A 19,862-nucleotide genomic window follows, 5' to 3' on the forward strand; every position below is an offset into this window, starting at 1 on the left:
CCCTTCGGGACAGTTGGCATGTCCGTCCCTTTCGGGACAGTCGGCATCTTCATCCCCTGCGGGACAGTTGGCATGTCCGTCCCCTTCGGGACGGGCAGCCGCCGGGAAACGGCTGCGCGGCGTGAAACGCCACACCGGGCTGGTGACGGAGGCGTGTACCTCGCGGGCGAAGTTGTACATGCCCTCGAAGCCCGCCAGCGCGATCTTGCGTTCGTGGTTGTGGTCGCAGAAGCCGATGCCCAGCTTGTGGGCGATGGGCCTCTCCTTCACGCCGCCCACGAAGATGTCCACGTCGAGGGTGCGGACGAAGTGCGCCAGTTCAAGGGCGTTGGCGTCGTCCACGATGATGGTGCCGGGGTCGCAGATGGCTTCGAGTTCGCGGTAGTCCTCGTCGGTGCCGGTCTGCGAACCCACCAGTGCCACCTGCATCCCCAGATGCCTGAACGCCTTGATGAGCGAGAACGCCTTGAACGCGCCGCCCACGTAGATGGCGGCCCGCTTGCCTTCGAGGTCGCGCCGCAGCTGGCGCAGCCGGGGCATGAGGGTGGCTATCTCCTCGCGCACGAGGTCGCGGGTGCGTTCGACGATGCCGGGGCACACCTCGCGGAAGTGTTCGGCGACGTTGTAGAGCGAGTCTGCCATGTCCTCGATGCCGAGGTACGAGACGCGCAGCGTGGGCGTGCCGTAGGCTTCGCGCATCATGCGTGCCAGCGGCATGGTGGCACCGCTGCACTGCACGAGGTTGAGCGCAGCCCCGTGGCATCGGCGCAGGTCGTCCACGCGCCCGTCGCCGGTGATGTTGGCGACCACCTGCACCCCCATGCGTTCGAGGTAGCCGCGGATGATCCACAGTTCACCGGCGAGGTTGAAGTCGCCGAGGATGTTGACCGAGGCGGGACCTATGCCGTCTGTCGCGCCCGTGCCGGTGAGGGTGAACATGGCGGCGCAGGCCGCTTCGTACCCTTCGCGCTTGTTGCCCTTGAAGCCCTCTGACTGCACGGGCAGCACGGGGATGCCGTGGCGTGCCGCGACGCGCTTGCACACCGCGCCGATGTCGTCGCCGATGAGACCCACGATGCAGGTGGCGTAGACGAAGGCTGCCTTGGGCGCGTGGCGGGTGATGAGTTCATCGAGGGCCGCTTCCAGCTTGGGTTCGCCGCCGAAGATGATGTCGCGTTCGCCAAGGTCGGTCGAGAAGCTCAGCCTGTGCAGTTCAGGGCCGGACGAGAGTGCACCGCGGATGTCCCAAGTGTAGGCGGCGCAGCCCACCGGCCCGTGGACGAGGTGCAGCGCGTCGGCGATGGGGTAGAGCACCACGCGCGAACCGCAGAACACGCAGGCACGCTGGCTGACCGCCCCGGCGAGACTCTCGCGGTTGCAGGCGAGGTCGATGGGGCCTTGCCCCGCCCGGTGTACCTGCCCGCGACGTTCTTCGAGCAGCCCGTCGGAAGCAGGGGCAGGCGGGGTGGCAGGCGGGGTGGCAGGCGGGGTGGCTGGTGCCATGGCGGGCGCAGGGGCGGCAGCTGCCTCGGCAGAGACCTTGCCCCTTGTCACGCCTGCTGCCGCGCCTGCTGCCATGCCCGCTGTCGTACCGGCTGCCGGCGCTGCTACGGGGTGAAGAGTGCCGTCCGTCCTGTCTGTGGACCCTTCGGGAGTGGGCATGACGCCGCAGTGTCCGTTCATGGTCGCCTTCCTTTGTGGTGTTTCGTCTGTCTGTGAACGGTGCCCGGCGTCGGGTTTCCGGGGCGTCTGCCTGTGGGCGGTGCTGTCACGGCGGCCCTGTCCTGTCTTGGCTGTCCTGTCTGGGCTGTCGGGCCTCGGTTGCCGGGATTCGGCCCCGTCCCGCCCGTCTCGTCCCGTGGCGTCTGCCGTCCGTTTCACGCCTTGCGTCTGTCGGGCCGGTTCTGCCTTGTCCTGCCCCGTCCCGCCTATCTCGGCGGTCTCGCCTGTATCACCCGCCCCTTCGGGGCACCCTTCCCGGAGCGTCCGGCCTTTTGCGTGGGCAGGCCGGACGCTCGCGGCGTGGCGTGCGGCAGTCGCCTGGGGCGGGGTCACGGAATCAGCTCGAATCCGCCCGGATGTTCCCGGAATCCGTCCGGATGTTCCCCGAATCCGTCCGGATGAGGTCCCGAATCATGCCCTTAATCATGTCAGGAGCAGTTCCGTGCAGGGTTCGCCCGCTTCGAGCGCGTCGAGGATGGCGTCAACGGCGTCTTCGTCATCGCCGCCGCCGTACCAGTGCCCTTGCGGGTAGACGACCAGTACCGGTCCCTTGTCGCAGAATTGCAGACAGCCCGTGGTGGAGACGAAGGCGTTGAGTCCGCGCGCGGCAATCTCCGCGTCGAGGTGGGCCACAAGGTCGGGTGCGCCCTTGCGGATGCATGTCCCCTTGGGTTCGAGTCCCCTGAAGCTCATGCAGACGAGAATGTGGTGGTCGGGCTTGTCCATGGTGGCCTCTCGGAGTGCGTCGTATCCGGTTGGTGTTGCGTTGTTGCCCATGCTGCCGGGGCTTCGTGCCCGGTCTGGCTGTCCCGGCGGTCTGTCCCGCTGGTCTGGCCTGTCTGCATCGTTCCGGGGCAGGGCGGGCGTCGCCCCGGAACACCCCGCAAGCGGGATGTCCCGCGTGCGGGCGTGCCGGCTACATGACCAGTTCGAGGGTGTCTTCGGGGGCCGTGTCGCGGTCCTTGCGTTCCAGAAGGGTGTTGATGACCTGCGAAAGCAGGTGCATGCCGCCCATGTAGCCCACCTTGGGAAAGTGGCTGTGGCCCACGCGGTCGAGGATGGGAAAGCCGAAACGCACCAGCGGCGTGTCTTCGGCCTGCGCGATGTACTTGCCGTACGAGTTGCCCACCAGCAGGTCGACCGGGGCGGCCTTCACCCTCTGGTGCAGGTGGAAGAGGTCGTTGGCGGCGCGCACCTCATAGTCCCACGTGGCCCCTGCCTTCTCCATGACCTCGGCGATGCGGCGTTCGAAGGCCTTGCCCGGCGTGCCGGTGACCACGACCGTGGGCCTCATGCCCGCCGAGACGAGGAACTCCACCAGCGGTATCACGATGTCGGGGTCGCCCCATGCCGCCACCCGCTTGCCGAAGAGCAGCGACTGGTAGTCGGTCATCATGTCCACCAGCTTGCCGCGTTCGTCCTTCAGCGACCGGGGCACGGTCATGCCAGTGGTCTCTTGCAGGGCGGCGAGGAACCTGTCCGTGGCCAGCACGCCGATGGGGGTGTCGAGCAGCCTGTAGGGTACGCCGCACTTCTTCTCCAGTGCCTTGGCCCCGGCCTCTGAGGCCCATGCGCCAAGGGCGAGGGTCGCCATGCTGTCGCCACTGCGGGCGAAGTCGGCCTGTGTGGTGCCCCCGGCGGGGTACATGCGGTATTCGCCGGTCTGCGGGGTGTCGAGCACGTCGGATGTGTCGGGAAAGACCACGCCGTCCACGCCCATCTGCGCCAGCATGCCCTTTATCTTGCGCATGTCCGAGGGTTCGACGAAGCCCGGAATGACGTTGACCTGCCCGGCAGCCTGTTTGCCCGTGCCCGCGGCGAGGTAGTTCACCATGCCCTCGACCATGTTCGAGAAGCCGGTGACGTGCGACCCCACGTAGCTTGGCGTGTTGCAGTGGATGACCTTCTTGCCCTGCGGCACCGTGCCGTCTTCCATCGCCACCTTGGTGATGGTGGGGATGTCGTCGCCGATGGTCTCGGAGAGGCAGGTGGTGTGTACGGCCACCATGTCGGGGTCGTAGACCTGGAAGATGGTCTTCAGTGCCTGCCGCAGGTTGGGGCCGCCGCCGAACACGCTCGCGCCTTCGGTGAACGAGCTTGTGCTCGCCATGACGGGTTCGCGGAAGTGACGGGTGAGATGGCTGCGATGGTACGAACAGCAGCCCTGACTGCCGTGGCTGTGCGGCAGGCAGCCGTGGATGCCGAGGGCCGCGTACATGGCACCGATGGGCTGGCATGTCTTGGCCGGGTTGACGCGAAGTGCCGAGCGTTCAGCATAGGCGGCGGGTGTGTGCTTGAGCATGACGAACCTCCTTGGCCCGTTGTCTGTGGCCCGTTATCAGTCGTTGAGACCGGCGGTGAGGGTGGGGCCGGTGTCGAAGGGCGAGCGCGTAAGCTTCCATGCCGGACTGTGGATCATGGCGTAGACGTCGCGGGCGAAGTTCACCGCGCCCTCGTAGCCCGCGTAGGGACCGGAGTAGTCGTAGTTGTGCAGCTGCTTGCAGGGCACGCCGAACTTCTCGATGACGTACTTGTCCTTGATGCCGGAGCAGATGATGTCGGGGTTCATGCGATGGATGAGCTTTTCGATCTCCACATGCGACACGTCGTCGATGACGAGGGTGCCCTCGCCCATGTCGTCCCACATGCCCTCGTAGGACGAGAGCAGCCCTTCGCGTTCGAGCTGTTCGCGGTAGGCGGGGTCGAGGCGCGGGCGGTAGCGTTCGGGGTCGGCGGTGACCTTCAGCTCTTCGATGTTCTTCGAGTCGGCGTCGACGCGGATGGTGGGAATGACCCTGCGCCCCTCGTAGTCGTCGCGGTGCGCGAACTCGAAGCCCGCCACCAGCGGTTCCATGCCGAGGTCGCGCATGAGGTGCATGTAGTGGTGCGCCCGCGAACCGCCCACGAAGAGCATGGCGGTCTTGCCTTCGAGTCCGGGCATGTAGGCGGCGAGGGCGGTCTCGGCCCTGGCCTCCTCTTCGGCGATGACGGACTCGATGCGCGCGGTGAGCGCGGCGTCGTCGAAGTAGCGGGCTATCTTGCGCAGCGACTGCGACATGGAGCGCATGCCGATGAAGTTGACCTTCATCCACGGAATGCCGAACTTCGTCTCCATCATCTCTGCGAGATAGTTGATGGAACGATGGCACATGACGAGGTTGAGGTTGGCACTGTGCGCCGTGCACATGTCTTCGTAGACGCTGTTGCCGGAGAAGGTCGCCACCACCTCGATGCCGCACTTCTCAAGCACACGTTCAATCTCGTAGGCGTCGCCGCCGATGTTGTACTCGCCAAGCACGTTGACCGAGAAGCGGCCCGCCTCGCGTTCACGCGTGCCCAGTGCCATGTCGAATATCTTGTTGTTGGCGATGTGGTGGCCCGCCGACTGCGAGACGCCCTTGTAGCCCTCGCAGTTGAACGCCATGACGGGTATGCCCGTCTCCTTGCTCAATTCGCGGGCCACGGCCTGTATGTCGTCACCGATGAGACCCACCGGACAGGTGGCGTGTACGCTGATGGCCTCTGGCCTGAAGATGGCAGCCGCCTCGCGGATGGCCTGCGCCAGCTTCTTCTCGCCGCCGAAGATGATGTCCTCGTCCTGCATGTCGGTGGTGAAGCAGTACGAGAGGTAGTTCTTGCCCGCCTCGCCCCGTGCGCGAAACTGGTTGCGCCGCGTAAGCCATGCGTAGAAGCTGCACCCCACCGGGCCGTGTACGATGTGTACCATGTCCCCGTAGGGACCGATGACGACGCCCTTGCAGCCCGCATAGCAGCAGCCGCGCTGGGTGATGATGCCGGGCACCGTGCGGGTGTTGGCCTCTATCTGCTGGGCGAGTCCGGGGTCGCCGTCCTTGCGGACGACCATGTGGGCGCGGCGTTTCTTGGCCACCTTGGGCGGGTAGAGTGACGTCACCTCGTCCACGAAGGATTCGAGGTCGACGCCGGGGTCGGTCTTGAGCGTGGTCATGGTGCTTCCTCCTAGCCTTTCATCTCGTCGATGGCGGTGGCCCCGGTCTCTCCGGTGCGGATGCGGGCCACGTCGATGACGGGCCTGACGAATATCTTGCCGTCGCCCGGCTGCCCGGTGCGGTTGGCCTTCATGAGCACGTCGACCACGGCACTGACGCGTTCGTCCGGCACGACGATGGTGAGCATGCGCTTCTGGATGAGCCTGCCCCCCTGTGCGAGGGCGGGCAGCACGTCTGCCGTATCTTCGCCGCTGCCCTCAAGGTGCTTCAGCAACTCGAACTCGACCGGCTTGCGCCCGCGGCCCATGCAGCGCGCCCCGGTGAAGGCGGGCAGCCCGGCCTCGACCATCGCCTTCTTGGTGGCGTTGATTCTGTTGGGGCGGATGATGGCGATGACTTCCTTCATGGCATTCCCCTAGCTTTCGCGTACGCCGGAACTGATGGTGTAGACCTCTTCAACCGGGGTGACGAAGATCTTGCCGTCACCGAACGAGCCTTTGGTGCCCGTGCGCGCGCTCTCCATGATGGCCTTGAGCACGTATTCGCGGTCGGCGTCGGGCACTACGGTGATGAGCATCTCCTTGGGCAGTTCGTCGTAGACGACCTCGCCGAACTTCAGGCCGCGCTGCTTGCCGCGTCCTGCCACCTCAAGCTTGGTGACGGCGGGGTAGCCCGCTTCGAACAGTGCCTGCATGACGGTGGAACTCTTCTCGGGTCGTACGATGGCCTTGATCATGATCATGTCCGTGTCCTCCTGTGCGGATGGGGGCAGATAGTGGGCGGATGGTGGGGGATGGTGGCCTGATGGTAGCGGGTGCGGCTTGCCTGTCCGCCTGCCCGCCTGCCCGGTTGTCCAGTCTGTCCGCCTGCCCGGTTGTCCCGTGTCCCGTCGTCCTGTTATCCCGTTGCCCGGTATGGCCTGTCGGGGCTGTCCCGTGACGCGGGTGACGCGGATGCCGTGGATGATACGGGCGACGCGGATGTCGCGGGTGACACCGGTGCCGCCACCTTGCATCGGGCCGCGCTACGACGCTTCGAGCAGCCCGTATTCCATGAGCAGGCTCTCAAGGTCTTCGACCTGAAGCGGCTTGGGGATGACGAACATCTCGTTGCCGTCGATGGCGCGGGCGAGGTTGCGGTAGTGGTCGGCCTGCTGGTGGTCGGGGGCGTACTCGATGACCGTCTGGCGGTTGATCTCGGCGCGCTGCACCATGTTGTCGCGCGGCACGAAGTAGATCATCTGGGTGCCCAGCCTGCGGGCAAGCTCCTCGATCATCTCGCGTTCGTTGTCGACGTTACGGCTGTTGCAGATAAGCCCGCCAAGGCGCACCACGCCCGACTGCGCGTACTTCATGATGCCCTTGCAGATGTTGTTGGCGGCGTACATGGCCATCATCTCGCCGGAGCAGACGATGTAGATCTCCTCGGCCTTGCCGTCGCGGATGGGCATGGCGAAGCCGCCGCACACCACGTCGCCCAGCACGTCGTAGAAGACGTAGTCGAGGTTCTGGTCCTCTTCGTAGGCACCCAGCGATTCGAGCATGTTGATGGAGGTGATGATGCCGCGACCCGCACAGCCCACGCCCGGTTCGGGGCCGCCCGATTCGACGCACATGGTGCCGCCGAAGCCGCCCTTGCGGATGTCGTCGAGTTCGACGTCCTCGCCCTCGTCGCGCAGGGTGTCGAGTACCGACTTCTGGGCGAGGCCGCCCAGCAGCAGGCGGGTGGAGTCGGCCTTGGGGTCGCACCCCACGACCATGACCTTGCGTCCGAGGGCGTCCACGAGACCTGCCACCGTGTTCTGCGTGGTGGTGGATTTGCCGATGCCGCCCTTGCCGTAGATGGCTACCTTTCTCATGGCGTCTTCCCCTGTCTTGTGACGCTGCGGGTGGGCCGTGCGGTGCGCGCCTGTCGCACATCGCCCGCGTCCCTGTCTCGACCTCTTCCCCTGAGGGGGCCGCCGGTGCCGGAGGTTCCCCGATGGAGACCTGAGGCTGTGCCGGAAGCGACTTCCTGATGGCGTGGCCCCGGTGTGGTTTCCGACGTCTCCGGTTTGGTTCCCGGCTGGCCCGGAGTGCCTCTGGGGTCTCCTCTGGAGTCACCTGTGGAGGCTTCCGGCACGCTTCGGTGAGGTCTGTCCGCGTAGCGTCCGTTCGCTTCGGTAAGGGCAAGGGATGTGCCATGAAAGGCGTGTTGCGTAACCTACTGTCATCGCATGAATAATCGTAGGTGCACACAACGACGCGCCGTGTCGTGCGACACGACGATTCTGTAGGACGCTACATTTTTGTAGTGTCGCGCGGTGCGTGCATGCGGCTGGGGCGGGGCGGGGTGGCGGCCCCTTTCGTGCCCCGTGTCTGGCCCGTATCGGGCCGGGAGTCTTGCGGGGGGAGTCTCCGCTGGCGGGGGGCAGACGGAGGCCGGAAGGTGCGCGTCTCGTGTCATTGCGGCAGGGACGGCTTCTCGCGTGTGTCCGGGATGGGGCGCGGGCCGGACAGCTGGCAAGCATCAGGCCGGACAGCTGGTAGGCATCAGGGCGGGTCTCGGGGGCCTACACTGGCCTGTCGCTGGCGGCCGCGGCATCTATGGGCGGCGATGGAAGAGGGCGGGGCGGGGTGGCTTGGCGTCGGCGTCACGTCGGCTTGGCATCGGGTCTGCAAGGGCACCTGCGGAGGTGCGTCATGCTCATCGACTCGACATTGCGCGAAGGGGCACAGGCTTACGGCGTCTATTTCGACGCTGCGGACAGGGAGTCCATCCTTCAGGGGGTGGCGGCATCGGGCGTGACCGAGGCGGAAGCGGGCTGGGCAGGGCAGGACGACCTTGCCGCGACCCTCCGGCTTGGGGCGCGTGTGGCCCCGTCACTGCGGCTTGCGGTCTGGTGCCGCTGCTGCACCGCCGACCTCGACAAGGCAGCGGAAGCGGGGGCGCGGCGGGTACACATCGGCGTGCCGTCGTCGGATGCGCACATGCGGCTGCGTCTGGGCATGGGCCGCGACGAGGTGTTGCAGCGGGTGACCACGGTGCTGGAACACGCGGCGCACCTCGGCTTTCTGCATGTGACGCTGGGGCTGGAGGATGCCGGACGTGCCGCGCCCGACCTTCTCGAAGCACTGGCACGCACGGCGGCGCGCACCGGGGCGCACCGGCTGCGGTGCAGCGACACGGTGGGGCTTCTCACGCCCGACGGCATGGTGCGCCTCGTGCTGCTGGCGCGCCGGGCCTCTGCGCTGCCCGTGGCCGTGCATTGCCACAACGACCTCGGCCTTGCCACCGCCAACGCGCTGGCTGCGCTGGACGCCGGGGCCGATGGTGCCGACGTCTCGCTGCTGGGCCTTGGTGAACGTGCGGGCATCACCCGTGCGGAGGAGTTGGCAGCCGCCCTCGTGGTGCTGCGTGGCGAGTCGTACCGCCTCGACATGCTGCGCGGCGTGTGCCGCAGGCTTGCCGCCTCGCTGGAGATGCGCCTGCCCCCGCACTGGGCGGTTGCGGGCGAGAACCTCTTCGCCGTCGAAAGCGGGGTACACCTGCATGGCGTGCAGCGCGACCCGGCCCTCTTCGAACCCTTTCCGCCTGCGCTGGTGGGGGCCGAGAGACGGCTTGGCGTGGGGGGCAAGTGCGGTTCAGCCGGGGTCGCAGCCATGGCGCACAGCCACGGCCTGACCTTGCAGGGCGATGCCCTGCGCCGTCATGTGCGTGCCGTGCGTGACAAGGCGTGCTCCCTTGGCAGACCCCTCACCGATGCGGAATTCCTCTGCGCCGGGAGGTGACGGCCCGCGTGGGGCCTAGGGACGCGTCGGCTGTGCGAGGGCGTACCGGGGACAAACGAGGCTGACGGCCCGCGTGGGGCCTAGGCTTTGCGAGGGGTGGCGTGTCGAACGTGTAGACCGCAGGGTCTGCACCTGACGGCCCGTGCGCGGGGGGTGGCGTGTCGGGCAAGCGGGCTGGCGTCGTCAGGTATCAGGTGACGGTCAGGCTGACGTCAGGCGACGTCAGGCGATGGGCAGGTGATGGGCAGGCAGACGTCTTCAGGTTCATCCGCTTCATGGGGCGCGTCATCAGGATTATCGGGTGTCGTCAGGCGTCGGGCGGGCTTCATGGGGGTGACGGGGCGACGTCAGGTCCCTCGTTCGTAGTCAGGCGTCGGGCGCGAAATACGGCAGGGTCAGGCTTTCGCCATCCCATGCAGGAGGAAACGCGTTCATGCGTTCGCGCGCCCTTATCCCCAGCAGGGCAAGGTCGCCCGGTGTGCGAGGCTTGCGACGAACGCCTGAAAGCTTCTTGCCCGCCAGAAAGCGTTCTTTGCGAACCTCTCTGGCAGCGTCGGCAAATGTGGTGAAGTCATAGGTGCTCATGACGACCTCAGGGTACGGGGCTTGACCTGCTGGGTTTCTTCGGGTGATTAAAACTTGGCTGGTGATCGGGCCATGTGCCATTGTTCTTGGAGTGGTTTTGTTTCGTAGTGAAAGCCAAGGTCGTTATCGAAGGCGGGCGCAGACCCTACATTGAGGTGTAACCCTGCTCAGGCTTGGATAAGTCCCACCCCGCAAGGCATTGCGGCCGAGAACGGCTAGAATCTTGACCGGAGGGCACTCTCGATAGTGGCATGGTCAGAAGAAACTCGAGAGATCAAGGATAAATCCTCCTTGTTGGTTAAGTACTAGTATTGTTCGGCCAATAAAATACGTTGCAAGTATTCGGCAAGGCGATGGGGGTGGTTTCTGTTCGGTTTCCCTGCTGGCTATATCCCACTTGTTGCGTTGATTTTTCATAAAACGTGTATCTTGGGTTTGATTCAAGATGGCCTTGCCTGAAGTATTTGCAATACCTAAATTTCTATGCCGCCATTGCTGGCATGGTTAGCCTTGGAGGTAGTCTCATTTTTCAGCTCAATTTGTTTGAAGGATCACGAAACGTGGAGATTTCTGCTGCAGTGGATGCCCTGGCTTCACAAGGAGATGTAGAAACTCGCGGAGCGATTTTTACTCGGGAAGAAGTCGTTGACTTTATTCTTGATCTTGTTGGCTATAATGATGATCAAAATCTTTTTATGAAGCGTATTCTCGAACCTTCATTCGGAGGGGGCGACTTTATTTTTCGTATCATGGAAAGGCTTTTTCGTTCTTGGCGTAGTACTAAACCGTCTGAAAATGTAGTAGACGTTCTTGGAGATGCAATTAGAGGCTTTGAGATTCATCGAGACACATTTTTAGCAACTCATAGAGCTGTTATGTCTCGAATTGAGAATGAAGGCTTTTCTTCATCTACTGCAAAGTGTTTAGCTGATCGTTGGCTCTCGAATGACGACTTTCTTCTTGCGCCACACTGTGGAAAATTTGAATTTGTTGTTGGTAATCCTCCATATGTGAGACAAGAGCTAATTCCGAATTTACTACTCAAAGAGTATCGTACTCGTTATCATACTATGTATGATAGGGCTGATATTTATATCCCATTTATCGAGCACTCTTTGTCGTTGCTTACACGGAAGGGAAGCCTTGGTTTTATTTGTTCAGATCGGTGGATGAAGAACAGGTATGGTACTCTCCTGAGAAAATTGATAGCTGACAGGTTTAATTTGAAGTTTTATGTTGATATGGTTGGTACTCAAGCGTTTCAGAGCAGTGTTGTTGCATATCCCGCAATAACTGTGATTAGTCGAGAAAAGCAGGTCGCGACTCGTGTAGCGCAACGTCCCTGTATTAGCAGGGCAGAGCTACGTAGTTTGGCTTCAGAGCTGACGGCAAAGCGTTTGCTAAAAGAATCGGTCTATCACGTACGTGAGCTTTCACACATCACAAAAGGGGGAGAACCATGGCTGTTTGAGTCTGCCGATAAAACGGCTTTAGTCCGTCGTCTTGAGCGGAGTTATCCGACACTTGAGGAAGCAGGCTGTAAGGTTGGGATTGGCGTTGCCACTGGGGCCGACAAGTCCTTTATCGGTAGATTCGACGATCTTGATGTAGAACCCGACAGAAAGCTTCCTCTTGTCATGACCCAGGACATTGCATCCGGTGAGGTTAAATGGCGTGGTCTTGGGCTTGTTAATCCATTCAACGACTCGGGTACTCTTGTTAACCTTCAAAAGTACCCGCGTTTGTCCCGCTATCTGCAAGAGCGGAAAGAGGTACTTGTTCGTCGGCACTGCGCTCAAAAAAACCCAACTAAATGGTATAAGACTATTGATAAGATTGTTCCGTCTTTGGCAAGCCAGGAAAAGTTACTCATTCCAGATATCAAAGGTAATGCTCATGTCGTTTACGAACAAGGTAGCTTGTACCCTCATCACAATTTATACTATGTAATTTCTTGTACATGGGACATCAGAGCTTTGCAGGCTGTGTTGTTGTCAGGAGTCGCCAAGCTTTTTGTTGAAGTATACTCAACAAAAATGCGAGGAGGGTTTTTGCGTTTCCAGGCACAGTATTTGAGGCGAATACGTATTCCATTTTGGGAAGACGTTTCGCTTGGGCTACGTGAAGAACTTATAGTAGCTGCCAAGAGTAGAAATCTTGAGGCATGTAACGCAGCAGCCTATCGGCTTTATGCGTTGACAGGTGAGGAAAGGGCAGCAATCGAGGGGTTAGGCTAATGTCATTGGACTTGGTGAATTATGAACGTAAAGTGTGTGAAGCTGTGCAGGCTTTTTGGAATAATCGTGCCTCAGCTCGCGAAAAGCAACTTGAATCTGGGAAGACAGATCAGGGAGAGCGCGCAGGTGTAACTGCAGGCAAGAATATGGATGGCTTTGTCGAGTTGGTACTTGATATTGTACGTGCAAATGGTCTTGCACATGCAGATATTCATCAGAATAAAGGGCTTCTCACGCTTCCTGGTTTTTTCCGGCCGACAAAACTATGGGATCTGTTGGTTATCTCTGAAGGGCAGTTGATAGCTGCTGTTGAGTTTAAAAGTCAAGTTGGACCGTCATTCGGTAATAATTTCAACAACCGAGCAGAAGAAGCCATAGGTACGGCACATGATTTTTGGACGGCGTATAGGGATGGTGCTTTCGGTGAACAGCCCAGACCATTTATCGGGTGGCTTATGTTGGTTGAAGATGCACCAGCGTCCCGTGCAGCTGTTCAGGAGTGTTCTCCCCACTTCCCTGTTTTTCTAGAGTTTAAGGGTGCATCATACATAAAAAGATATGACATCCTTTGCCAAAAGCTTATGCATGAGAGGCTCTATACAACTGCCTCAGTTATAGCATCACCCAAGAATAATTGTCGCTTAGGTCAATATTCCTCTTTGTCTCCTATGACAAATATAAAAACGTTTGTAACGTCTCTTGCTGGCCATATTGCCGCCGAAGCCGCTCGGCTTTCTTAATACATATGTTCCACCTGTAGTTATTAAAGAAAGCAACATGAAAAATTGGTGTGCTGGTTTCAAATCTGTGAAGTGATTGATTGTCATAACTCCCGTAACGACTGATACTTCGGCCTGAACGGTGACCTCTTTGCCCAGCCGGGGCTGGCGCATCCTACCAGAGTGTCCACGCCCCGGTGGCGACGACCCACAGGCCGAGCAATCCGTTGGTGACGGCGTGGGCGACCACGCAGCACATCACGCTGCCCGTGCGCAGGGCCACGAGGTTGTACGCCGCGCCCGCCGCCATGCCCGCCACGATGAGGTTGTGTTCGAGTCCGAACAGTATCGTCACGGCGATGAACGATGTCGCATGGAACCGCGTCAGCGGCACGGTGCGGAAGTCGCCGCCCTGAAGGTGGCGCAGCAGGAACGACCGCCAGAAGAGTTCTTCGGCGAGGGGCACCAGCAGCGTCGCCCCGATGAAGCGGATGGTGAGCAGGGCGGGTCTGCCCGCGTCGCCCCATGCCTCGTGCGCGAAGGGGGCGGGTTCGCCCATGCGTGCCCACGGCACGTCCAGCGCCAGCCATGCCGCGAAGACGGCCACCCCCACCACGATGGCGAAGGGCAGTCCGCGCAGGTCGGCCTTCGCGAACCGGAGTTCGGTGCAGCGGGGCAGGCACACCGCCAGCACAAGGCCCACACACAGGGCCTTGACCGGGTACAGCCCGCCTGCGAAGTCGCCGTAGGTGGCAAGCGTGGTGGAGGAGATGCCGAGCATGGAGGCCGCTTCGACCACGAGGACGAAGGCCATGTACGCCGCGAAGGGCGCCACCCGCCACGCGATGGCGGCTACGGGGGCGGAGGTGGCCTTGCCTGCACCCGTGGTGGTGTCAGCCCCTGCGGTATTCGCGAGCCCGGCCGGTTCGCCGGGACCGGAGGGCCTGTCGGGGTCAGGGGCAGGGTCGTGCGCAGGGTCGGGTGGGGCTTCTTCGGTCACGCCCGTGCCGACGGGGTGACGCGCGCTGCCGGGGGCGGCGTCTCCGGACACCGGGGCGTCTGCATGGGGTGCGCTTCCGGGGCGGGCAGCAGAGGCCATGCTCTCCGCGTTGCCCGGTGTGTTTCGTGGCGTGTTCGCGGGCGCGTCCGGTGACGTGTCCGGTGACGAGCCCGGTGGCGTGCCGGGTGCGGTGCCCGGTGCGGTATAGGGCGATGTTACACGGTTCGTGTCCGGATGCGCATCCGGTGATGCCGTTTCGGGTGACGTGCCCCATGGCGTGGCGTGTCCCGTATCCGGTGATGCCGTGCCCGGTGCCGTGTCCGCTAGAGAGTCTGGTGACGTGTCTGGTGACGTTTCGGGGTGAGCGTCAGATCGAGCGTCCGGATGAACTTCAGGGTGCGCAGTCGGGGGGGTCTTCATGGGGGGCACCTGCCGGGGCGAGGGTGGGTGAGGGTAGTCGTGCCGGTGTCACTTGGCGGGGGGCACAGCCGAGGCGTCGATGAAGGCGTCCACCCGCAGGCCGCTGACCAGCGGGCCGGGTGCGTCGAGGGCGATGAGCACTTCGAGCACGCTCCTGTCCACGGGTTCGGAGGGGTTGCCCGTGCGCAACCGCTTGGGCGTGAGGCTCAGCACCACGCGCCCCACCTTGCCGTTGAACTTCTCGCTGCCGTAGGCGTCGGCGCGCACGAAGGCGACCTGTCCCACGCGGATGCGCCCGATGTCGCGTTCGTCCACCTCGGCCCGCACGTTGAGTGCCGAGATGTCGCCCACGCTGATGACGGGCGAGGGGGCGAACAGCGAGAACACCTCGCCCGGTTCGCCATGCACGCGCAGCACCGTGCCGGAGACGGGGGCGCGCAACTCCATCCTCTCCAGCGCGGCGCGTGCCACGCCCACCGCCGAATCGGCGGCGGCAAGCTGGTAGCCCGCCTTGGCCACGTCCTCGCGCCGGTACATGTCCTCCACCAGCTTCAGTTGCTGCGTGGCGGCCACGTATTCCTGCCGCGCCACGTCCATGTCGCGCTGTGCCCGTTCGAGGTCTTCGCGCGAGATGGCGTCCTGCTGCCACAGGCGCTGCCTGCGGGTGGCCTCGTCGCGGTACTGTTCGTAGACCTTGAAGGCCCGGCGTTCCTGCGCCAGCGCCTCGCCCTTCTCTTCGGGGCGCGACCCGTTGGTGAGCTTCTCGAACTCCATGCGGGCGGCCTGCGCGTTGGCCTGTGCCTCTTCAAGCTGGGCCTTCTCCATGCCGTTGCGCAGCCGTGCGAGGGGCTGCCCCTTCTCGACCTTGTCGCCCTCGGCCACGAACACCGTGTCGATGACGCCGCTGGTCTCGAAGCCCAGCACGAGTTCCTTGGTGACGGGTTCGACGATGCCGGAGGCCACGACCCAGCCCTTTGTCCTCTCCTCCATGGTCGCCGCGGCAGAGGTGCGCGGCATGAGGTCGGGCAGGGGGGCCTGTGCCGAACGTGAAAGCACGAACACCGACGCCACGCCCATGATGGCTGCCAAGGCGATGAAACGTGGCTGCATGATGTACCTCACTCCGTTTCCTTGATTCTTCCGTCTTCGATGTGCACCACACGGTCTGCGAAGGGCATGATGCGGTCGTCGTGGGTGACCACCACCACCGCCCGCCCGCCCGCGTGCGCGAGGTCGCGCAACAGCGACATGATCATCAGCCCGTTGGTGGAGTCGAGGGCCGCCGTGGGTTCGTCGGCAAGCATCACCATGGGCGACCCCGCAAGGGCGCGCGCCACCGCCAGCCGCTGCTTCTGCCCGCCGCTGAGTCGCGCCGGCATCTCGCCCACCTTGCCGCCAAGCCCCACCTCGCCGAGGGTGGCGTCGGCGATGCGCCTTGCCTCGTCACGCGGCACGCCGCGCAGGTCGAGGGCCACCTGTATGTTCTGTGAACAGGTCAGCGTGGGAAAGAGGTTGTAGTCCTGGAAGATGAAGCCGAAGTGCTTCAGCCGCAGGGCCGAACGCGCCTCGGCCGAAAGACCGGTCATGGGGGTGCCGTCCACGGTCAGCGTGCCCTCGGTGGGGGAGAGGATGCCGCCCATGATGGACAGCAGGGTGGTCTTGCCGCTGCCGGAGGGGCCGCGCAGCATGAGCACCTCGCCGTCGCGCACCGAGAGATGCACGTCGCGCAGGGCGTACTGTGCGTTCTCTCCGGCGCCGAAGACCATACTCACGCCGTGCACTTCAAGGAGGGTTCTGGCTTCCATGGGCATCTCCTGTCGTCTCCCCTAGCGTCCCCAGCCTGTTGTCCCCTGCGGTTTCCCCTGTCGTCCGTCAGCGTCCCCTGCCATTCCCTGGCGTCCCCCTACCGTCCCTTGAAGACGATGGCGGGGTCGATGACCAGCACCTTGCGGATGGAGATCACCGACGCCGCGATGCACATGACCAGCGTCAGCACGAACATGCCCGCCGCCAGCGGTGCCGAGACCAGAATGGCCGTCTCGCCGTACCGTCGCAGGTAGGCGATGCCGAAACAGATGACCATGCCGAGACCGTAGCCGAGTACCGCGCTGATGACCGCCTGACCCATGATGATGCGCAGGACGTAGCCGTCGGGCGCGCCCATGGCCTTGAGCGTGGCGAATTCGGGCAGGTGGTCCATGGTGGTGGCATAGAGGGTCTGGGCCACGATGACCATGCCCACCACGAGGCCAAGCACTGCCGCCAGCACCAGCGCACCGCCCGCCCCGGTGCTGAGCATCCAGTATTCGCGGGTCTTCTGGCTGAACTCGCCGGTGGTGAACACGTCCACATGCGCCACCCGTGCGGCGATGCGGGCGCGCAAGTCCTCCATGTCCACGCCGGGGGCGGCCTTCACCAGCACATAGGTGACCTGCCCCGGCGCGAAGCGCGAATAGAGATGCCCGTTGCGGTAGTCGGTGAACACGTAGGGCGAGGTGGTGAACGAGCGTATGCCCATGGTGAACCCCATCACCCGCGCCCCGTGTGCGACGATCTCCACCTGTTCGCCGAGGGCGCGCACGCCCAGCTTGTCCATGTAGAGGGCGTCCATGATCACGGCGTCGTCGGCGTCGAGGCGCGACACGTCGCCCTCGACCATGTTCCACGGGCCGCCCATGCCCTTGCGACTCTCGAAGGCGACGATCTCGATGGATTCCTGCCCGCCGTCGGGCTTCTTCCAGAAGGCGAAGTCCACCACCATGCCTGCGGCGTCGGCGACGCCCTCCACGCCGAGCACCTGCTGCACGCGGCTTTCGGGCATGGGCATGGCGATGTCGAAGGTCTTCACGCCCTTCGAGGTCACCCACAGGTCGGCCCTGCTGTTGTCGACCACGCCCGAGATGGTGGTGATGAAGCCGAGGAACAGCCCGCACTGGATGGTCACCAGCACCACCGCGAAGACGATGCCCGTGAGCGTCACGGCAAGGCGCACCCTGTCGTGGAAGAGGTTGCGGAAGGCTATCTCAAGGATCATGGCGTCACCGTCTCCGTGCCTGCGGGGGTATGCGGCCCGTCTGCGCCACACGCGGTGGCCCTGCGACGGGGTTATTCCATGATAGCATGTTTCCGCAGCAGTTCGTACAGCCTCGTCCGCGAAAGGTTCGACAGCGAACACGCCTGCCTGATGTCGCCCCCCACGGCCTCGTACAGGGTCGCGAGGTACGCATGTTCGAACGCCTCCAGCGCCTCGCGCCGCGCCTCGCGGAACGAGGGCAGGGCATCGGGGTGCGCCCCCCCGACGTGCGTGGCGTAGGCAGCGGCTTCGTCCGCCGTGTCGTGCTGTCTGCCGTGCGACGGGCCCTGCGACGGGCCATGGGAGGCATGGGACGGTGCTGCGCCGTTCGCGACGCCGTGCGCCATCTTGCCCGCCCGGTCATGCATTCCGTGATGGCCGACGTCGGTCGAACGGCGCGCGGGCGTGCGCCCCTGCCACGGGCGGCTGCTCTGCGGGAGCATTCCGGCGTGGATGGTGGCGGGCAGGTGTTCGGCGAAGAGCATGTCGCCATCGCCAGCCACGGCGAGGGTGCAGTCGATGACGTTGACCAGTTCACGCACGTTACCGGGCCACGGATGGGCGAGAAGCCTCGCCCTGAACTCCGCCGACATCTGCCAGACCTTGCCGCCGTTGGATTCGGCCCGCGACTGGAGCAGGTGTTCGGCTATCTCGATGATGTCCAGACCGCGTTCGCGCAACGGCGGCAGCAGCACGCGCATGGTGCTGATGCGGTACAGCAGGTCGTCGCGGAACGTGCCCTCGCGCACCATCTCCTGAAGGTCCTTGTTGGTGGCCGCCACCAGCCTGAAGTCGCTCGACTCTTCACTGCCGCCACCCACCGGGCGATAGCGCCTCTCCTGCAACACGCGCAGGAACTTCTTCTGGAGCGACATGGGCAGTTCGCTGACCTCATCGAGGAAGAGCGTGCCGCCGTCAGCCTGCCTGATGAGGCCCACCCGCGATTTGGCCGCCCCGGTGAACGCCCCCTGCGAGTAGCCGAAGAGCAGGCTCTCCACGAGGTGTTCGGGCAGCGAGGCGCAGTCCACGGTGATGAGCGGGCCGCCCCGGCGCTGGCTCATGCGGTGGATGGCGCGGGCGAAGAGTTCCTTGCCCGTGCCCGTCTCGCCTTGCAGCAGCACGTTCACGTCGGCATTGGACGAGCGGGCGATGGTCTCGAACTGGGCACGCAACGCGGCGGACTGCCGAAGATGCCGAAGTCGCGCAAGTCCGGCCCTTCGGCCCCGTTGCCGCCGAAGGAGGGCAGCCGCTCGAGCAGCGTCGTGATGGCGCGCGGGGCCTTGCCCTTGGGCATGTAGTTGAGTGCGCCGCTCAGCAGGGCCGCCTTGCCACGCTCGGGGTTGTACCGTTCGGCCACGACGACCACCTGCGGGGCCGCCTGTGTGGAGCGCAGCCTCGGGATGCCTTCGAGCGCGTTGTCCATGCCCTCTTCAAGGACGACAAGCTGGCACGACGACGCGCGGCAATGCCTGATGCCGTCCTCAAGCGATGAGACGACCTTGAGGCTATGCCCGCCATCGGCGAACAGGCGCGAAAGATGCATGTACAGATCAGGCTGGTGCCCGATGAGCAGTACGTTGGCCATGAAGCGTTCCTTTGCGTCACTCTCCATGTCAGGCGATGAAGGTGTGCGTTGGCGCGGAACAGATTTGTGGGATAGTATAGTCATGGACTATGCAGCATATCCTATTAGAATGTTGATGCAGATAGTTTTATTGTTTTAATGCTATGGAATCATTGCGCAATAGGTTAGTTTATTTTTAGTGGGCAGCCTGAAGATACATTATTTATATTCAAGTGGATTATATGAACGTATGCATGTCGTCGATCTGCGTTCTCATGATGCGAATGTTGTATTGAAAATGCAGTCTATATAAGGTGAATACGTGTGAGCACAGCTTGTAGGGTGACACTGCAAATGGGGGTTGTTATGCTTCAAGGAATAATGTCAGGACGTATATCTTCTCGCAGTTCTAAGGCGCAGGACCGGAGGGACGCGCACCGTATCGAACTGATGAGCCCCTTCATTGTCTCTGCGACGTTCGACTCTGCGCATAGCCATCTGTGTCTTGCCCGCAACGTAGGCGTCGGTGGCCTGTTGCTGGAGTTCCAGACCGAAAGCGAGTTGTCCGGTGTCTCCGATGGATTCCGTTGCGTGCTCACGGATATGATGCCGGAAGGCTATCATACTATGCAGGATGTCCATTGTTCCGTGGAATGGCTGTACCGCAAGTTCGTCGGTGTCGCATTCAGCAGACCTTTCTTCATGAACCATGATGCTCTTCTTGAATGGATGAAAAGGGTACGCATGTCCTACAGGCTTGTGGAGAATGCAGACTAGGGCATCGCTCGGCGGTGCATACCCTGT

General features: G+C 63.0%; 17 protein-coding genes and 1 pseudogene. 4 read left to right on the plus strand and 14 right to left on the minus strand.

Annotation, left to right across the window (positions count from 1 at the left end; all coding sequences use genetic code 11):
- Positions 1-93: 93 nt before the first annotated feature.
- The 7 genes and pseudogenes from nifE to nifH form a co-directional block, all read right to left on the minus strand.
- Positions 94-1,503, minus strand: a pseudogene (nifE, locus tag DVU_RS15940) (nitrogenase iron-molybdenum cofactor biosynthesis protein NifE); the annotation flags it as partial.
- A gap of 642 nt (positions 1,504-2,145) precedes the next feature.
- Positions 2,146-2,448: a (2Fe-2S) ferredoxin domain-containing protein gene (locus DVU_RS15945; RefSeq protein WP_011176588.1), complete on the minus strand. Its 303-nt coding sequence runs from the start codon at positions 2,446-2,448 to the stop codon at positions 2,146-2,148.
- Positions 2,449-2,638: 190 nt separating this feature from the next.
- Positions 2,639-4,024, minus strand: coding sequence for a nitrogenase molybdenum-iron protein subunit beta (nifK, locus tag DVU_RS15950; protein ID WP_011176589.1), 1,386 nt, complete (start codon positions 4,022-4,024; stop codon positions 2,639-2,641).
- Between the two features lie 36 nt (positions 4,025-4,060).
- Positions 4,061-5,689 (minus strand): nitrogenase molybdenum-iron protein alpha chain, encoded by a 1,629-nt coding sequence (gene nifD / locus DVU_RS15955; RefSeq protein WP_011176590.1) that lies wholly within the window; start codon positions 5,687-5,689, stop codon positions 4,061-4,063.
- An 11-nt stretch (positions 5,690-5,700) separates the two neighbouring features.
- The gene (locus DVU_RS15960) at positions 5,701-6,096 is read right to left on the minus strand and encodes a P-II family nitrogen regulator (protein WP_011176591.1); all 396 of its coding nucleotides are present in this window, start codon (positions 6,094-6,096) and stop codon (positions 5,701-5,703) included.
- Between the two features lie 9 nt (positions 6,097-6,105).
- Positions 6,106-6,432 carry a P-II family nitrogen regulator gene (locus DVU_RS15965; RefSeq protein WP_011176592.1) on the minus strand — a complete coding sequence of 109 codons (327 nt, stop codon included), beginning with the start codon at positions 6,430-6,432 and terminating at the stop codon, positions 6,106-6,108.
- A 282-nt stretch (positions 6,433-6,714) separates the two neighbouring features.
- Entirely contained in the window at positions 6,715-7,548 is an 834-nt protein-coding gene (gene nifH, locus DVU_RS15970) for a nitrogenase iron protein (RefSeq protein ID WP_011176593.1), read from the minus strand.
- An 823-nt stretch (positions 7,549-8,371) separates the two neighbouring features.
- Here nifH and DVU_RS15975 point away from each other — a divergent pair.
- Positions 8,372-9,460, plus strand: coding sequence for a LeuA family protein (locus DVU_RS15975; protein WP_014524651.1), 1,089 nt, complete (start codon positions 8,372-8,374; stop codon positions 9,458-9,460).
- 366 nt (positions 9,461-9,826) lie between these two features.
- Here the strand turns inward: DVU_RS15975 and DVU_RS15980 are convergent, their stop codons facing one another.
- Complete coding sequence (locus DVU_RS15980; RefSeq protein WP_014524652.1) at positions 9,827-10,045, minus strand: hypothetical protein; 219 nt, start codon at positions 10,043-10,045, stop codon at positions 9,827-9,829.
- A 560-nt stretch (positions 10,046-10,605) separates the two neighbouring features.
- Here DVU_RS15980 and DVU_RS15985 point away from each other — a divergent pair.
- Both DVU_RS15985 and DVU_RS15990 read left to right on the plus strand, forming a co-directional pair.
- The gene (locus tag DVU_RS15985) at positions 10,606-12,282 is read left to right on the plus strand and encodes an Eco57I restriction-modification methylase domain-containing protein (RefSeq protein ID WP_014524653.1); all 1,677 of its coding nucleotides are present in this window, start codon (positions 10,606-10,608) and stop codon (positions 12,280-12,282) included.
- The gene (locus DVU_RS15990) at positions 12,282-13,022 is read left to right on the plus strand and encodes a PaeR7I family type II restriction endonuclease (protein WP_011176598.1); all 741 of its coding nucleotides are present in this window, start codon (positions 12,282-12,284) and stop codon (positions 13,020-13,022) included. The genes DVU_RS15985 and DVU_RS15990 overlap by 1 nt, the downstream gene beginning before the upstream one ends.
- A gap of 154 nt (positions 13,023-13,176) precedes the next feature.
- Here DVU_RS15990 and DVU_RS15995 read toward each other — a convergent pair whose 3' ends face one another.
- From DVU_RS15995 to DVU_RS16930, 6 genes are all read right to left on the minus strand, one after another.
- The gene (locus tag DVU_RS15995) at positions 13,177-14,100 is read right to left on the minus strand and encodes a CAAX prenyl protease-related protein (RefSeq protein WP_014524654.1); all 924 of its coding nucleotides are present in this window, start codon (positions 14,098-14,100) and stop codon (positions 13,177-13,179) included.
- A gap of 369 nt (positions 14,101-14,469) precedes the next feature.
- A complete protein-coding gene (locus DVU_RS16000) occupies positions 14,470-15,531 on the minus strand; it encodes an HlyD family secretion protein (protein WP_011176599.1) in 1,062 nt (353 codons plus the stop codon).
- An 8-nt stretch (positions 15,532-15,539) separates the two neighbouring features.
- Positions 15,540-16,226, minus strand: a complete 687-nt coding sequence (locus DVU_RS16005) for an ABC transporter ATP-binding protein (RefSeq protein ID WP_011176600.1) — start codon at positions 16,224-16,226, stop codon at positions 15,540-15,542.
- A gap of 98 nt (positions 16,227-16,324) precedes the next feature.
- Positions 16,325-17,455 carry an ABC transporter permease gene (locus DVU_RS16010; protein ID WP_011176601.1) on the minus strand — a complete coding sequence of 377 codons (1,131 nt, stop codon included), beginning with the start codon at positions 17,453-17,455 and terminating at the stop codon, positions 16,325-16,327.
- Positions 17,456-17,526: 71 nt separating this feature from the next.
- Entirely contained in the window at positions 17,527-18,666 is a 1,140-nt protein-coding gene (locus tag DVU_RS16015; RefSeq protein ID WP_011176602.1) for a sigma 54-interacting transcriptional regulator, read from the minus strand.
- Complete coding sequence (locus tag DVU_RS16930; RefSeq protein WP_011176603.1) at positions 18,618-19,079, minus strand: DNA-binding transcriptional response regulator; 462 nt, start codon at positions 19,077-19,079, stop codon at positions 18,618-18,620. The genes DVU_RS16015 and DVU_RS16930 overlap by 49 nt, the downstream gene beginning before the upstream one ends.
- Positions 19,080-19,508: 429 nt before the next feature.
- Between DVU_RS16930 and DVU_RS16020 the strand changes: the two genes are divergently transcribed.
- Entirely contained in the window at positions 19,509-19,835 is a 327-nt protein-coding gene (locus DVU_RS16020) for a hypothetical protein (protein ID WP_223295164.1), read from the plus strand.
- The last annotated feature ends 27 nt before the right edge of the window (positions 19,836-19,862 follow it).

This window comes from Nitratidesulfovibrio vulgaris str. Hildenborough, assembly GCF_000195755.1.
Taxonomy (GTDB): domain Bacteria; phylum Desulfobacterota; class Desulfovibrionia; order Desulfovibrionales; family Desulfovibrionaceae; genus Nitratidesulfovibrio; species Nitratidesulfovibrio vulgaris.